General features: G+C 65.7%; 14 protein-coding genes. 7 read left to right on the top strand and 7 right to left on the bottom strand.

Going from position 1 to position 13,997, the window contains the following annotated elements:
* Positions 1-190 precede the first annotated feature (190 nt).
* Positions 191-1,378: an MFS transporter gene (locus HU752_RS21650; RefSeq protein WP_186675483.1), complete on the top strand. Its 1,188-nt coding sequence runs from the start codon at positions 191-193 to the stop codon at positions 1,376-1,378.
* Positions 1,379-1,476: 98 nt separating this feature from the next.
* On the opposite strand, the gene HU752_RS21655 is transcribed toward HU752_RS21650, so the two are convergent.
* Genes HU752_RS21655 through HU752_RS21665 form a run of 3 tightly spaced genes read right to left on the bottom strand, consistent with a single transcriptional unit; the run spans position 1,477 to position 4,417 of the window.
* A complete protein-coding gene (locus HU752_RS21655; protein ID WP_186675481.1) occupies positions 1,477-2,490 on the bottom strand; it encodes a zinc-binding alcohol dehydrogenase family protein in 1,014 nt (337 codons plus the stop codon).
* Positions 2,487-3,536, bottom strand: a complete 1,050-nt coding sequence (locus HU752_RS21660) for an alcohol dehydrogenase catalytic domain-containing protein (protein ID WP_186675478.1) — start codon at positions 3,534-3,536, stop codon at positions 2,487-2,489. The genes HU752_RS21655 and HU752_RS21660 overlap by 4 nt, the downstream gene beginning before the upstream one ends.
* Before the next feature lie 35 nt (positions 3,537-3,571).
* The gene (locus HU752_RS21665) at positions 3,572-4,417 is read right to left on the bottom strand and encodes an alpha/beta fold hydrolase (RefSeq protein ID WP_186675476.1); all 846 of its coding nucleotides are present in this window, start codon (positions 4,415-4,417) and stop codon (positions 3,572-3,574) included.
* A gap of 101 nt (positions 4,418-4,518) precedes the next feature.
* Between HU752_RS21665 and HU752_RS21670 the strand changes: the two genes are divergently transcribed.
* Positions 4,519-5,454, top strand: coding sequence for a GlxA family transcriptional regulator (locus HU752_RS21670; RefSeq protein ID WP_186675473.1), 936 nt, complete (start codon positions 4,519-4,521; stop codon positions 5,452-5,454).
* Positions 5,455-5,480: 26 nt separating this feature from the next.
* Here HU752_RS21670 and HU752_RS21675 read toward each other — a convergent pair whose 3' ends face one another.
* Positions 5,481-6,398, bottom strand: a complete 918-nt coding sequence (locus HU752_RS21675) for a LysR substrate-binding domain-containing protein (protein ID WP_186675471.1) — start codon at positions 6,396-6,398, stop codon at positions 5,481-5,483.
* Positions 6,399-6,582: 184 nt separating this feature from the next.
* Here HU752_RS21675 and HU752_RS21680 point away from each other — a divergent pair, with 184 nt between their 5' ends.
* The 4 genes from HU752_RS21680 to HU752_RS21695 all read left to right on the top strand — a co-directional run bounded on the left by HU752_RS21680 (position 6,583) and on the right by HU752_RS21695 (position 10,588).
* Entirely contained in the window at positions 6,583-7,332 is a 750-nt protein-coding gene (locus tag HU752_RS21680) for an SDR family NAD(P)-dependent oxidoreductase (RefSeq protein WP_186675469.1), read from the top strand.
* An 86-nt stretch (positions 7,333-7,418) separates the two neighbouring features.
* Entirely contained in the window at positions 7,419-8,717 is a 1,299-nt protein-coding gene (locus tag HU752_RS21685) for an MFS transporter (protein WP_186675467.1), read from the top strand.
* Positions 8,718-8,735: 18 nt separating this feature from the next.
* A complete protein-coding gene (locus tag HU752_RS21690) occupies positions 8,736-9,584 on the top strand; it encodes a transketolase (RefSeq protein ID WP_186675465.1) in 849 nt (282 codons plus the stop codon).
* Entirely contained in the window at positions 9,581-10,588 is a 1,008-nt protein-coding gene (locus HU752_RS21695) for a transketolase family protein (protein WP_186675463.1), read from the top strand. The genes HU752_RS21690 and HU752_RS21695 overlap by 4 nt, the downstream gene beginning before the upstream one ends.
* A 94-nt stretch (positions 10,589-10,682) precedes the next feature.
* On the opposite strand, the gene HU752_RS21700 is transcribed toward HU752_RS21695, so the two are convergent.
* Both HU752_RS21700 and HU752_RS21705 read right to left on the bottom strand, forming a co-directional pair.
* Entirely contained in the window at positions 10,683-11,480 is a 798-nt protein-coding gene (locus tag HU752_RS21700; protein ID WP_202894666.1) for a carboxymuconolactone decarboxylase family protein, read from the bottom strand.
* Between the two features lie 35 nt (positions 11,481-11,515).
* Positions 11,516-11,959 (bottom strand): (R)-mandelonitrile lyase, encoded by a 444-nt coding sequence (locus HU752_RS21705; protein WP_186675461.1) that lies wholly within the window; start codon positions 11,957-11,959, stop codon positions 11,516-11,518.
* Between the two features lie 100 nt (positions 11,960-12,059).
* Here HU752_RS21705 and HU752_RS21710 point away from each other — a divergent pair, with 100 nt between their 5' ends.
* The gene (locus tag HU752_RS21710) at positions 12,060-12,947 is read left to right on the top strand and encodes a LysR family transcriptional regulator (RefSeq protein WP_186676074.1); all 888 of its coding nucleotides are present in this window, start codon (positions 12,060-12,062) and stop codon (positions 12,945-12,947) included.
* Between the two features lie 16 nt (positions 12,948-12,963).
* Here HU752_RS21710 and HU752_RS21715 read toward each other — a convergent pair whose 3' ends face one another.
* Positions 12,964-13,995 (bottom strand): XdhC family protein, encoded by a 1,032-nt coding sequence (locus HU752_RS21715; protein WP_186675459.1) that lies wholly within the window; start codon positions 13,993-13,995, stop codon positions 12,964-12,966.
* Between the last annotated feature and the right edge of the window lie 2 nt (positions 13,996-13,997).

Consider the following 13,997-nt stretch of genomic DNA (forward strand, 5'->3'; position numbering starts at 1 on the left):
TTCCCACGCGGAGCGTGGGAACGATCGGAGGGCGTGGGTTTTGCTACAAGCCCCATCACCTCCCCTACCCCGCCTGCCTTACCCAAGCAAAAACCACCTTTCATTGACCGACATCAATCCTCGACGCCCCCGCCCCCCATTGTCTAAGATCGGACCTTTAACGTTTCAGCGTATTTCAGTAAGGATCCCGATGTCTGTTCACGAAGCACCACCGCCCACCTATTCAAAGAGCACGGTCGCCAAGATGGAGGCCGCCATGGCGTTGGGGAGCTTCGCCATCGGCACCGGCGAATTCGCCATCATGGGGCTGATGCCGGACATCGCCCACAACCTGCAATTGACCGAGCCCCAGGTCGGCCATGCGATCAGCGCCTATGCCCTGGGCGTGATGGTCGGCGCGCCGACGCTGGCGATCCTCGGCGCCAAGCTGCTGCGCAAGCACATGCTGCTCCTGCTGATGGCACTGTATGCGCTGGGCAACCTGGCGACCGCGTTCGCGCCCTCGTTCAGCAGCCTGGTGGCCTTCCGCTTCATCAGCGGCCTGCCCCATGGCGCCTACTTCGGCATCGCCGCGGTCGTGGCCTCGAGCATGGTGGCAAGCAACCAGCGCGCCGGCGCCGTGGCGCGGGTGATGATGGGGCTGACGCTGGCGATGCTGCTGGGTAACCCGGTGGCGACCTTCCTCGGGCAGTTCTTCGGCTGGCGCTCGGCGTTCGTGCTGGTGGGGGCGATTGCGCTGTGCACCATCGCGATGGTCTGGCGCTTCGTGCCGCAGCGGCACGATGAGGCGCGCAGCGATCCGCGCAAGGAGCTGCAGGCCTTCCGCCTGCCGCAGGTGTGGATGGCGCTGTCGATCGCGTCCATCGGCTTTGCCGGGATGTTCTGCGTGTTCAGCTACCTGGCCCCGACCATGCTGGAAGTGACCAAGGTCTCGCCGCAGTGGATTCCGTTTGGCCTGGCGGCCTTCGGCGTCGGCGGGATCATTGGCAATATCGTCGGCGGCAAGCTGTTCGATCGCCTGCAGTTCCGCGCGGTGGGGCTGATTCTGGGATGGTCGATCGCGGTGCTGCTGTTCTTCACCTTCGCCGCCAGTTCGCTGTGGTCGATCCTGGTCGCGATCGGTCTGGTCGGGACCATGGTCGCCCTGGCCGCGCCGTTGCAGATCCGCCTGATGGACATCGCCCATGAGGCGCCGAGCCTGGCCGCCGCGTCGAACCACGCCGCCTTCAACCTGGCCAACGCGCTGGGCCCGTGGCTGGGCGGCATGGCGATCACCGCCGGCCTGGGCTGGACCAGCACCGGCTACATCGGTGCCGCCACGGCGCTGATCGGCCTGGGCGTCTATCTGGTGGCGCGCCGGATGAAAGGCGGGCACTGAGGCCGAAATCCCTTCCTTCCAGAGTCTGCCGACAACGCACTGCGCTGCCGGCAGAACGACGACGGGCCGCAACGCTACGGCCCGCTCAAGCCTCACCTTCAGCCCGGATTCACCTCCAGCACGATCTTGCCCTGGGCCCGCCCGCTCTCGATCAACGCATGGGCGCGGCGCAGGTTGTCGGCGTTCAAGGCACCGAAGTGTTCCCCCACCGTCGTGCGCAGGATGCCGTCGTCCACCAGCAGCGCCACCCGCGTCAGCAGCGCCTGTTGCAGGGCCTGGTCTTCGGTGCGGTACATGGAGCGGGTGAACATGAACTCCCAGTGCAGCGAAATCGATTTGCGCTTGAGCGGCACCACGTCCAGCGAAGCCGGATCATCGATCAGCGCCAGCTTGCCCTGGGGCTTGAGCACTTCGACCAGCTGCGGGTAGTAGTGCTCGGTGTGGGTCAGGCTGATCACGTAGTCGACCTGGGGCACGCCCAGCTCGGCCAACTGCGCCTGCAACGGCTGGCCATGGTCGATCACATGATGCGCACCGAGTTCGCTGACCCAGTCGCGGGTCTGTGGGCGCGATGCCGTGCCGATGACGGTGAGCCGGGTCAGACGACGCGCCAACTGCACGAGAATCGAGCCGACACCACCGCCAGCACCGATGACGAGCAAGGATTGCCCCAACCCGCCCCCTTCGGCCACCCTAAGGCGGTCGAAGAGCAGTTCCCAGGCCGTGATCGCGGTCAATGGCAGAGCCGCCGCCTCGGTCGCGCTGATCGATTGCGGACGCCGCGCGGCGATACGCTCGTCGACCAGCCCATAGTCGGCGTAGCAACCTGGGCGGGTGATGTCCCCCGCATACCAGACCGCATCACCCGGCACGAACCCGGTGACTTCGGCCCCCACGCTTTCCACCACGCCCACCGCGTCCCAACCGAGAATGCGTGGTGCGGCGGGCGGCACGCCGAGACGCAGCTTGCTGTCCACCGGGTTGACGGCAATCGCCTGGATCCTCACCAGCAGGTCCCGTGGCCCTGGCACCGGCTTCTCCAGTTCGATTTCATACAGTGCGCGCGGGTCGTCGAGCGGCAACCCGGCCTGATCGTAGACGATGGCTTTCATGGATGTGCTCCTGCAGTCGGTTCGCTGTTCATGACCAGCACCGCGCGAAAACGCACGTCGGCGGCCATCATTCGGTCGTAGGCCTGGCGGGCCTCGGTCAGCGGGAAGGTTTCGATCATCGGTCGGATCTGTTGCTGCTGGGCAAAAGCCAGCGTCTGCTCGTTGTCCACCACCGTGCCGGTGAGCGCGCCGACGACCGAGCGGGAACCGAAGATCAGGTCCGTTGCACTGATAGTCAGCGCATCGCCCGGCACCGCGACGACGACCAGTTGGCCGCGTGCCGCCAGCCCCGGCACGGTCTGCGCCATGCCCTGTCCGCTCGGCGCGGTGCCCAGAACCACCTTGGCGCCTCCCAGTGCCTGCAAGGCCTGACCGACATCCTCGCCCCTGGCATCGATGTAGTGGTGAGCGCCCAGCTCCCTGGCCAGCGTTGCCTTTTCCGCGCCCCGGGCGATCACCACGGTCCTGAAGCCCATGTGCCGGGCGAACTGCACGCCCAGATGACCCAGGCCACCCAACCCCTGGATCGCCACCAGGTCACCGGCGCGAGCGGTGGACTTGCGCAAGGCGTTGTAGGTGGTCAGCCCCGCACACAACAGCGGCGCCGCGTCCACGGCGGCGAGTTGGTCCGGAATACGCACCAGGCCGCGCGCCTCGGCCAGCATGACCTCGGCGTAACCGCCATCGACGGTGATGCCGGAGATCACCGGGTTGTGGCAGTTGACCAGGTCGCCTCCACGGCAAGAGGGACAACTGCCATCCTCGCCCGCCAGGAAGCCTACCCCCACCCGCTGGCCAAGCTCGAACGAGGCAACGCCCTCGCCTAGCGCCTCGATCCGTCCCACCACTTCATGCCCCGGCACGCGTGGGTACGTCACACCTGGAGCGAAACCCTCGACGGTCGCACTGTCGGAATGACAGACCCCGCACGCCTCGACACGAATGCGGACCTGTCCGGGACCCGGCTGCGGCACAGGGCGGCGTACCAGTTCCAGTTGCCCAGGCGCGGTCGCCACCACGGCCTGATAGGTCGTCTGTTCAGTCATGTATCACCTGTTTTTGGTTGAAGGTCGAAACGCAATCAATCGCCGATAAAGGCCGCGATATGCCGGGCGGCAGCCAGAGGATGCTGCATGTGCGGGCCGTGGCCGGCGCTGGGGAAGGTCACCAGTTGCAGCGTGGGCAGTTGGGCGCTGAGCGCGTACCAGTTCTCCACCGGGAAGACGATGTCGTGATCGGCGCCCAGGTGCAGCAGCGGGATGTGGGTGGACTTGAGCACGTTCAGTACCGCCTCCACCGGGAACACCGGATTCTTCGGCCCTTCGCCCAGTTGCTGCGCCGCCCACGCGACCGGCACCTGCGGGCTGCGCTCCTGGCTGCGTTCGGCCAGACGGCTCCACGCCAGCTCGGCGCTGCGGCGGCTCGGTTCCGAGGTGGGCTCGAAGAACAGGCTGACAAAATCCTCGAAGTCGTTTTCGCGGCGGGCCAGTTCATAGAACAACGCCTCACCCGGCTTCACCAACTGCCCCGGTGGCGTTGTCGCCAGCAGTACGGCATGGCTGACCAGCTGTGGCGCCTGGGCCAGCACCACCTGCGTGGCAATGCCGCCCAACGACCAGCCACCGAGTATCACCGGGCCCAGGCCCAGTGCCTGGATCAGGTCGATCGCATCCTTGGCCAGCGCCGCCGGGTTGTAGCTGGGCTCGCCGGTCGATTGCCCCAGGCCGCTGTAGTCGAACACGGTCACCTGGAAACCGAGGTTGACCAGGCTGTCGAGAAACAGCGGGTCCCAGTCATCCAGGGTGCCGCGATAGCGCACCATCAATACCAGGGGCCGGCCCTCGCCGAGGGTGCGATAGGCCAACCGGCGCCCGGCGCTTTCGATGAATTGCGTGTTCGCGTCGAGGCTGCACGACGAGTCCTTCATGACGTCTGTCTCCTGATTCGTAGGCCCTCATCGTGCCGTTCGTTGACCCGAAAACAAATGACATATAGGGTCGTGATTCCAGACATCAGGCGTTTTTAGACATGCACCGAATAGGCTATCTGCTGAGCGAAGGTTTCCAGGTCATGGCACTGGGCACCCAGACCGTTTTCGAGTTCGCCAACGTGGTGGCCAAGGAACAGGTCTACCAGCTGACCAACTACTCGATCGACGGTGGCCAGGTGCGTTCCTCGGTGGGTGCGGTGGTGGAGACCGAACGCGCGGACCAGCAGGCGGCCGATACGTGGATGGTGTCCGGGGTGGTCAACCCCCTGACGCATGAGTCCAGCGAAGCGCAACTGCACTTTGTGCGCGAAGCCTCCAGCCGCTGCCGGCGGACCGTGGGGCTGTGCACGGGGTCGTTCGTGCTGGCCGAAGCCGGGCTTCTCGATGGCCGGCGGGTCACCACGCACTGGGCCTATGCCGATACGCTGCGCCAGCGTTACCCCGCCGCGCAGGTGGAAGTCGACAGGATCTTCATCGAGGACAAGGGCATCTGGACCTCCGCGGGGCTGACTGCGGCCATGGACCTGGCACTGGGTATCGTCGAAAACGACCTGGGTTCCGACCTGGCGACCCAGGTGGCGCGGGTGCTGGTCATGTACCACCGCCGCAGCGGTGGCCAATCGCAACACTCACGCATGCTGTCGCTGGCGCCCAAGTCCGACCGCGTGCAAGCCGCCTTGGAATTTGCCCGTGCCAACCTGGCCGCAGACCTGACCGTCGAGGCCCTGGCCACGACCGTCCACCTCAGCCCGCGGCAGTTCGCGCGTATCTTCCAGGCGGAAACCGGCCTGTCGCCAGCCAAGGCCGTGGAGCAACTGCGGGTGGAGTCGGCCCGCCACATGATCGAGCGAGGCCGACACCCGCTGGAGGTCATTGCCCGCGAAAACGGCTTCCGGGACCGCCGACATCTGCGCGAGGTGTTCGTGCGGACCCTGGGGGTGTCTCCGGCCTCGCTGCGACGCGAGGAGGCCTGAACGCATCCGGCGACCGCTCGTCCACATCAGAAATCGAACCCGTGCCCCAGCTCTTTCTCCATCCACACCAGGAACCGACGGACCCGGGAAAAGCTCGAGTGGGCTTTCGGGAACACCAGGTGATGTGCCGCCACCGGCGCGCTGAGGGATTCGGGCGACACCTTCACCAGCTCGCCGGAGTCCAGGTACTTGCGCGCCAACAAGGCGCTTTCCAGGGCGAACCCCAAACCGTGGCTGGCCGCCTCCAGGGTCATGTAGGAGCGGTCGAAACTCAACGCGTAGGGTTTCTCCGGGCGGGCGAGCCCGTGCTGCGCGAACCAGGCCGGCCATCGGAGCAAGGTGGCCTCGGAGAGGATCAATTCGCGGTCCAGCAGATCCATGGCACGGCTCACCGGGTGGCGCGCCAGCAGTTTCGGTGCCGCCAGCACTTCGAAGGTCTCGTTGCGCACGGTGCGCACTTCGTAGCTGGGCCAGTTGGGTTCGCCATGGCGAATGTCCACGTCGATCTTGTCGCGGCTGAAATGCAGGGACTCGTAGGAGCACGACAGGTTGATCTGGATGTCCGGGTGCTCATCGCGAAACGCCTCCAGCCGTGGCATCAGCCACAGCAGGCCGAAACTCGGCGAGGAATGCAGGCGCAGGCAATCCAGGCTGACGTCGCTGCTGGCGCGCTCGGTCGCCACGGCCAAGCTGTGCAGCAGCCCGGAGACTTCCTTCAGGTACTGCTCGCCGACCGGCGTCAGGCTCACGCCGCGCGCGCCGCGAACGAACAACTGGCGGCCGATCATGGCCTCCAGCTTGGCCAGTTGATGGCTGACCGCCGACGGCGTCAGGTCCAGCACCTCGGCCGCACGGGCGACGTTGCCGAAGCGCGCGGCTTGCTCGAAGGCCTGAATCGCCTTCAGGGGTGGCAGGGTGGGCGCGGTATCGTCCAGTGAGCGCATACCAATCAGTCCGCTTGGTTCATGAGGTTTTTCATTCAACCACTAAGTCGCACACCTGACGAGGGCTGAATTTTTTTCAGCACTTAATGATTTTTGCGTTATTGCTCACGCCTCGACCGAAGACCAAGCTGCGCCCATCGATCCCCTACGATCGACGCCATAAAAACAATCAGGGGTCTTCCTCATGCTGCTGCAAGACAAAGTCATCATCATCACCGGTGCCGCCTCTGCCCGCGGTATCGGCCGTGCCACCGCCAGCACCTTCGCCGCTCACGGCGCCCGTGTCGTCATCCTCGACCTGGACGAAGCCGCCGCCCGCCAAGCCGCTGCGGAGCTGGGCGAAGACCATCTCGGCCTGGCCGCCAACGTGGCCGACGAAGTCCAGGTGCACAAGGCCGTGGGCCGGGTCATCGAGCACTACGGCCGCATCGATGGCCTGGTCAACAACGCCGGCATCACCCAGCCGCTGAAAATCATGGACATCAAGCACGGCGACTACGACAAGGTCCTCGATGTCAGCCTGCGCGGCACCTTGCTGATGTCCCAAGCGGTCATCCCGCTGATGCGCGAACAGGGTTTCGGCAGCATCGTCTGCATGTCCTCGGTCTCGGCGCAGCGTGGCGGCGGCATCTTCGGCGGCCCCCACTACAGCGCCGCGAAAGCCGGCGTACTGGGCCTGGCCAAGGCCATGGCGCGCGAGCTGGGGCCACACAACGTGCGGGTCAACTCGATCGCTCCGGGGCTGATCCACACCGACATCACCGGCGGCCTGATGCAGGACGAACGTCGCCACGCGATCATCGAAGGCATTCCGCTAGGCCGCCTCGGCGAAGCCGGGGACGTGGCCAATGCCGCCCTCTTCCTGGTCAGCGACCTGTCGTCCTATCTGACCGGTATTACGCTGGATGTGAACGGCGGCATGCTCATTCACTGATGAGCCTCACGCCAGCCTGCGGGCTGGCGTTGTTCTGAATCGAGAGCAGCCCTGCGCTGCCCATAACAACAAGAGATCAGACCATCATGAGTACCCTCTCCCTGGAAGTGGGCGTGTCCGTCCGCTCCAATGCCTATCGCAAGACCGCCTGGCGGCTCATGCCGTTTCTCATGCTCTGCTACCTGTGCGCCTACCTCGACCGGGTCAACGTCGGTTTCGCCAAGCTGCAGATGATGAACGACTTGGCCCTGAGCGAAACGGTCTACGGCCTCGGTGCAGGCATCTTCTTCCTCGGCTATTTTCTCTGCGAAGTGCCCAGCAACCTGATCCTGCACCGTGTCGGCGCCCGCCGCTGGATCGCCCGGATCATGATCACCTGGGGCCTCATCTCTGCCTTGTTTGCCTTCGTCGAAACCGCCTGGCAGTTCTACACCCTGCGCTTTCTCCTGGGCGTCGCCGAAGCCGGCCTGGCGCCCGGCCTGCTGCTGTACCTGACCTACTGGTTTCCGTCCTACCGTCGCGCCCGGATGACCGTGCTGTGGTTCGTCGCCATTCCCCTCTCGGGCATGATCGGTGGCCCGCTGTCGGGCTGGATCATGAACCACTTCGCCGGCGTGCACGGCTGGGCCGGATGGCAATGGATGTTCGTCATCGAAGCGGTGCCCACCGTGATTGTCGGCCTGCTGGTGCTGATGTACCTCAAGGATGGCGTACACCAGGCGACCTGGCTTACCGACGAGGAAAAAGCCCTGGTCAACCGCGAGCTGGCTGAGGACAACAGCCGCAAGATCACCCACGCCTCGACCCGCGAGTTCCTTCGTGATCCTCGCCTGTGGCTGCTGGCGGGCATCTACTTCTGCGTGGTCATGGGCCAGTACGCGATTACCTTCTGGCTGCCGACGCTGGTGCGAAACGCTGGAGTATCCGACCCGCTGCACATCGGCCTGCTGACTAGCCTGCCGTACCTGTGCGCCATCGTCGCGATGCTGCTGGTGGGACGCAGCGGCGACAAGCATCAGGAGCGCCGCTGGCACCTGGTGCTGCCGATGATCGCCGGCGCCGCCGGGCTGACCCTGGCGGCCCTACTGGGCGGCAACCTGCTGCTCTCGGTGCTCAGCCTGTGCCTAGCCGCAGCCGGCGTGCTGTCGGCCTCCTCGCTGTTCTGGATGCTGCCCACCACGCTGCTGGGTGGTGTCTCGGCGGCCGCCGGTATCGCGGGCATCAACAGCTTCGCCAACCTCGCCGGCTTCTGCTCGCCCTACCTGATTGGCTGGGTCACCACCTCGACCGGCTCCAGCGCCATTGGCATGTACCTGATCACCGCCGTGCTGCTGTTCGGCGCCACGCTGGTCCTGCGCATCCCGGCCGCCCAGGTCAACCGTTAAGTCCCCGGAGTCATCACCATGAGTGTGTATTCATCCTCTAACGCGGCGTCCTCGCTTGCCGAACGCGCCTACAACATTCGGCGCCATGCCCTGCGCATGGGTCAGGTCCAGGGCCAGGGTTATGTCGGCCAGGCGCTCGGCGCCGCCGACCTGCTGGCCGTGTCCTACTTCCACGCCCTGCGCTACCGGCCGAACGATCCGGAGTGGGAACAGCGCGACCGTTTCTATCTGTCGATCGGTCATTACGCCATCGCCCTCTACGCGGCCCTGATCGAGGCCGAGGTAATTCCGCTGGACGAGCTGGAAACCTACGGCGCAGACGACAGTCGCCTGCCGATGTCGGGCATGGCGGCCTACACGCCAGGCATGGAAATCACCGGCGGTTCCCTCGGCCACGGCCTGGGCATCGCGGTCGGCGCCTGCCTGGGGCTCAAGCGCAAGCCGTCCGAGGCATTCGTCTACAACCTGCTCTCCGATGGCGAACTGAACGAAGGCTCGACCTGGGAAGCGGCGATGTCGGCCTCGCACTGGAAGCTCGACAACCTGATCGCGATCATCGACGTCAACAACCAGCAGGCCGACGGACACTCCAGCGAAGTGCTGGCGTTCGAACCGATCGTCGACCGCTGGCAGGCCTTCGGCTGGTTCACCCAGCGGGTCGACGGCAACGATATCGAGGCGCTGGTCGCCGCCTTCGACGCCGCGCGCAACCATGAGGGCGCGCAACCCCGGGTGATCATCTGCGACACCCGCATGGGCAAGGGCGTGGACTTCCTCGAATCCCGAGAGAAAACCCACTTCATCCGCGTCGACGAAAACGAATGGGATCTGGCCCTGCAAAACCTTCAGGTCGGGAGAACCGCATGAGCACCGCAAACACCCCTCAAACCGGCAAGAAACGCCTGACCACCTCGGCCATGATCGCCTCCATCGCCGCCGAAGGCCAGGCCACTCGCCCGGCGCCATTCGGTCACGCCCTGGCGGCCCTGGCCGAGCAGCGTCCGGAGATCGTCGGCCTGTCGGCGGACCTGTCCAAGTACACCGACCTGCACATTTTCGCCAAGGCCCACCCGGAGCGCTTCTACCAGATGGGCATGGCCGAACAGTTGCTGATGAGCGCCGCCGCCGGCATGGCTCGCGAGGGCTGCGTGCCATTCGCGACCACCTATGCGGTGTTCGCCTCGCGCCGGGCCTATGACTTCATCTGCATGGCGATCGCCGAGGAGAACCTCAACGTCAAGATCGTCTGTGGCTTGCCGGGCCTAACCACCGGCTACGGGCCGAGCCACCAGGCGACCGACGACCTGGCGATTTTCCGGGCCATGCCGAACCTGATGATCATCGACCCCTGCGACGCGCTGGAGATCGAACAGGCGGTGCCGGCCATCGCCGCCCACCAGGGCCCGGTGTACATGCGCCTATTGCGCGGCAATGTGCCGCTAGTACTCGACGAATACGGCTACCGGTTCGAAATCGGCAAGGCCAAGACCCTGCGCACCGGCAACGACGTGCTGATCATTTCCACCGGGCTGATGACCATGCGCTCGCTGGAAGCGGCGCAACAGCTGCAAGCCGATGGGGTCGATGTGGCCGTATTGCACGTGCCGACCATCAAACCACTCGACGAGCAAACCATTCTTGCCGAAGCCCGCAAGCCGGGGCGGCTGGTGGTAACCGCAGAGAACCACTCGATCATAGGTGGCCTGGGCGAAGCCGTGGCCGGCCTGCTGCTGCGCAACGGCGTGACGCCGACCTTCCGGCAGATCGCCCTGCCGGATGCCTTCCTCGATGCTGGGGCCTTGCCGACGCTGCATGATCGCTACGGCATCTCCACCGACGCGGTCAGCGCCCGGATCAAGGCCTGGCTGTAGTCGCGCCGGTTGGCAGGAAGCCGCCCCTCCGGGCGGCTTTTTTGTTGGATGATCCTTTTTCCATCCGTGTGTGAGGCGCTGATAGGCAGCCGCCTCAGGACGGGGCCCGTCCCGGCTTCGGGCTCATCTTCGCCAATGCGTCATCGGCGCGCTCACCGGCCTCGGCGTTCACGCGTTCAGCCAGAACCTCAATCAACTGACGCAACTGCTCGACACTCAACCCGGTGTTCAGGCTGATGCGCATATGCGCCTGCAACTGCGGGGCAACGCCTTCCAGGGCCGAGAGCATGCCCACCGTCGCCAGTTCACGGCTCTGCCAGTCGAGGTTGTCACGCTCGAAGATGTCGCCGAACAGGTGGGTACGCAGGTACTGGTTGGCCACCGGCGCGAAGTCGAACAGCGGGCCCTGCACCGGCGCACCTGACAACCGTGTCTGGTTGGCGGTGCCCGCCGCCAGCAAGGCATCGCCCTGGGGAATGGGCCGCTGCGGCTCGCGACCGGGCAGGTCGTGGATGCCCTGCTGCCGGCGAGCCTCCTGCACCTTCATCAACTCGCCGAGGGCATTGAGGCTGCGCGGAAACCCGGCATAGGCATACAGCTGCACCAGGATTTCCCGGACATCGCTCATGCTCAGGCCGGCATCCAGGCCCTGGTGCAACGCCGGGTTCAAGCGTGCGAGGTCGCCGACGGCGGCGAATGCGGCGATCGGGATGATCGCCTGCTGCCGGGCATTGAGTGATGGGTAGGTTACGGAGGCTGTTTCAGCGCCACGCATCGAAGGTTTCTCCTCGGCCATTGCCGTCTGTGAAGGTTCGCCCAGGCCCAGCGCCAGGGTGATGGCGCCGAGGGCCAGGCCGGCCCTGTTTCGTCCACGGTCCGTTGCGTGCTTCATCGGTCACGGTCTCCCTCCAGTCTCTGCCAAAGGCTTCAAGCCGTTTCTAGCGGCCCGCCCAGGTACACCTCGTCGCTGACCGGTTCCTGCCAGTCGACGGCCTTGCCATCGAGCAGTTCGTTGACCGCCACATGCTGCATCGCCGTGGTCGGGGCCGCGCCGTGCCAGTGACGACGGCCGCAGTTGCACCAGATCAGGTCGCCCGGACGGATTTCGGTCCTGGCCCCGCCCTCGCACTGGGTCCAGCCCACGCCATCGGTGACCAGCAACGCCTGGCCCAGGGGATGGCTGTGCCAGTGAGTCCGGGCGCCGGGCTCGAAGTTGACCACCGCGATGCCGATGCGCGCCGGCGCCGGTGCGGTGAAGATCCGGTCGATGCGGACCCGTCCGGTGAACCAGTCCGCCGGTCCCGCGATGGCCGCGCTCGATCCGGCCCGTTGGACTTGCATGTCGGTCTTGGCCACATCGGTGTCAGTCATTGCCGTGCTCCTGATCAGTAAGGGATAAACCACTGTAAAGCTGGCTGATTGATTGCTGTAGAGGCAAAATACTGAATTCGGTATGAAGCAGAGCTTAACAATGTCGATCAATGGCCTGGATGACCTGAGCGTGTTCATTGCCGTGGCGCGCGAGGGCAACTTCACTCGCGCGGCGGCCCGGCTGGGCGTCTCGCCCTCGGCGGTCAGCCAGACCATTCGTGGCCTGGAAACACGTCTGGGCGTGCGCCTGCTGACCCGCTCGACACGCAGCGTGACCCGCACCGAAGCCGGCGAGCAGTTGCTGCGCGATATCGCCCCGCTGCTCGACCAGATCGAGACGCACCTGGGCCGCATTGCCGACTTGCGCCAACGGCCGTCCGGCACGGTGCGCATCACCGCCGATGAAATCGCCATCCAGCTGGTGCTGTGGCCCAGGCTGCTGCCGTTGCTGGAGGAATACCCGGAGCTGACAATCGAACTGGTCACCGACTACGGGCTGACCGACATCGTCGCCGAGCGCTTCGATGCCGGCGTACGGTTGGGCGACATCATCGACAGCGACAGGGTCGCCGTGCCCATCGGCCCGCCGATGCGCATGGTGACGGTCGCCGCACCCGCCTACCTCGCCCGGCAGGGCACCCCGCAGCGGCCCGAGGAGCTGACCGGGCATCGCTGCATCAACCTGCGCCTGCCGACCCACGGCGGTCTCTACCCGTGGGAGTTCTCCAGTGCGGGCAACGAGTTTCGCGTACGGGTCAAGGGGCCGCTGATCCTCAACAGCGCCGTGCAGATCCTCGACGCCTGCCGGACCGGTGTCGGCCTGGCCCAGGTGACAGACCTACAGGCCCAGCCCTACCTGGACAACGGCAGCCTGGTCGAAGTGCTGGCGGACTGGTCGGAGCCGTTTCCCGGCTACCACCTGTACTACCCGAGCCGCCAGCAGACGGCGGCGTTCCGGGTGGTGCTGGAGCAGTTGCGCCTGCGCTGACCGCTCCATCGAAAGCCTATGCGGAAGACTGCACGACCGACAATCGCTCAACCGCCTGCTTGGCCCGCGCAACAGTGACCGTGTCGGGCAGCTCGATGCCATTCTTGGCCGCAAGAATCTCCGCCATCACGCTCACCGCGATCTCCGCCGGTGTCTTGCTGCCGATGTACAGGCCAATCGGCCCGTGCAGGCGCGCCAGGGAGCTTTCGGTCTCGCCGAAATGCTCGATCAGGCGCTCGCGCCGCGCCTGGCTGTTGCGCCGCGAACCGATGGCACCGATGTAGAAAGCCGGGCTGTGCAGCGCTTCAAGCAACGCCAGGTCGTCGAGCTTGGGATCATGGCTGAGCGCGACGATGCAGGTGCGCAGGTCCACGGAAAAATCCCGCACGACGTCGTCCGGCATGCCGACGATGCGTTCCACCCCCGCCACCGCCCAGGTCTCGATGTACTCCGGGCGCGGGTCGCAGACCGAGACCTTGAAGCCGTTGAACAGCGCCATGGTCGCCAGGTACTCGGCCAGCGCGCCGGCGCCGATCATCAGCAGTCGATAGCCGGGACCGAGGGTATTGAGCATCCGCTGGCCGTCGAAACTGAACGCTTCCGGTGTCGCGGTGGCGGCCAGCGTCACCGCGTTGGAGTCCAGCGTGAGGCAACGGCGCACCAGCCGACCGGCATCGAGCTGCACCAGCAGCTCGTCCAGCGCCTGTTGGCTCGGCCTGAACTCGAGGATCAGTTCGAGCGTGCCGCCACAGGGCAGGCCAAAACGATGGGCCTCATCCGCAGTGATGCCATAGCGCACCACCTCGACCAGTTCCTCGCCCAGGCCAGTGCCGCCGTGGGCCGTGGTGTAGCGGTGGATCAGGTCGTCCTCGATGCAGCCACCGGACACACTGCCCACCACGCGACCGTCGTTGCGCAGCGCCATCATCGAGCCTACCGGGCGTGGCGACGAACCCCAGGTTCGCGCCACGGTGGCGAGCAGCACGCGCTCGCCGGCGGCCAGCCAGTCACGCGCGGTGCGCAGGACCAGCAAGTCGATGCTTTCCATGG

Origin of the sequence: Pseudomonas vanderleydeniana (genome assembly GCF_014268755.2) — a bacterium.
Classification (GTDB): Bacteria; Pseudomonadota; Gammaproteobacteria; order Pseudomonadales; family Pseudomonadaceae; genus Aquipseudomonas; species Aquipseudomonas vanderleydeniana.

Bases quoted from the DNA above. Each gene is read 5' to 3' on its own strand.
- HU752_RS21690 (WP_186675465.1), top strand. From the start codon at position 8,736: ATGAGTGTGTATTCATCCTCTAACGCGGCGTCCTCGCTTGCCGAACGC.
- HU752_RS21650 (WP_186675483.1), top strand. From the start codon at position 191: ATGTCTGTTCACGAAGCACCACCGCCCACCTATTCAAAGAGCACGGTC.
- HU752_RS21655 (WP_186675481.1), bottom strand. From the start codon at position 2,490: ATGAAAGCCATCGTCTACGATCAGGCCGGGTTGCCGCTCGACGACCCG.
- HU752_RS21660 (WP_186675478.1), bottom strand. From the start codon at position 3,536: ATGACTGAACAGACGACCTATCAGGCCGTGGTGGCGACCGCGCCTGGG.
- HU752_RS21670 (WP_186675473.1), top strand. From the start codon at position 4,519: ATGCACCGAATAGGCTATCTGCTGAGCGAAGGTTTCCAGGTCATGGCA.
- HU752_RS21695 (WP_186675463.1), top strand. From the start codon at position 9,581: ATGAGCACCGCAAACACCCCTCAAACCGGCAAGAAACGCCTGACCACC.
- HU752_RS21705 (WP_186675461.1), bottom strand. From the start codon at position 11,959: ATGACTGACACCGATGTGGCCAAGACCGACATGCAAGTCCAACGGGCC.
- HU752_RS21685 (WP_186675467.1), top strand. From the start codon at position 7,419: ATGAGTACCCTCTCCCTGGAAGTGGGCGTGTCCGTCCGCTCCAATGCC.
- HU752_RS21710 (WP_186676074.1), top strand. From the start codon at position 12,060: ATGTCGATCAATGGCCTGGATGACCTGAGCGTGTTCATTGCCGTGGCG.
- HU752_RS21665 (WP_186675476.1), bottom strand. From the start codon at position 4,417: ATGAAGGACTCGTCGTGCAGCCTCGACGCGAACACGCAATTCATCGAA.
- HU752_RS21715 (WP_186675459.1), bottom strand. From the start codon at position 13,995: ATGGAAAGCATCGACTTGCTGGTCCTGCGCACCGCGCGTGACTGGCTG.
- HU752_RS21675 (WP_186675471.1), bottom strand. From the start codon at position 6,398: ATGCGCTCACTGGACGATACCGCGCCCACCCTGCCACCCCTGAAGGCG.
- HU752_RS21680 (WP_186675469.1), top strand. From the start codon at position 6,583: ATGCTGCTGCAAGACAAAGTCATCATCATCACCGGTGCCGCCTCTGCC.
- HU752_RS21700 (WP_202894666.1), bottom strand. From the start codon at position 11,480: ATGAAGCACGCAACGGACCGTGGACGAAACAGGGCCGGCCTGGCCCTC.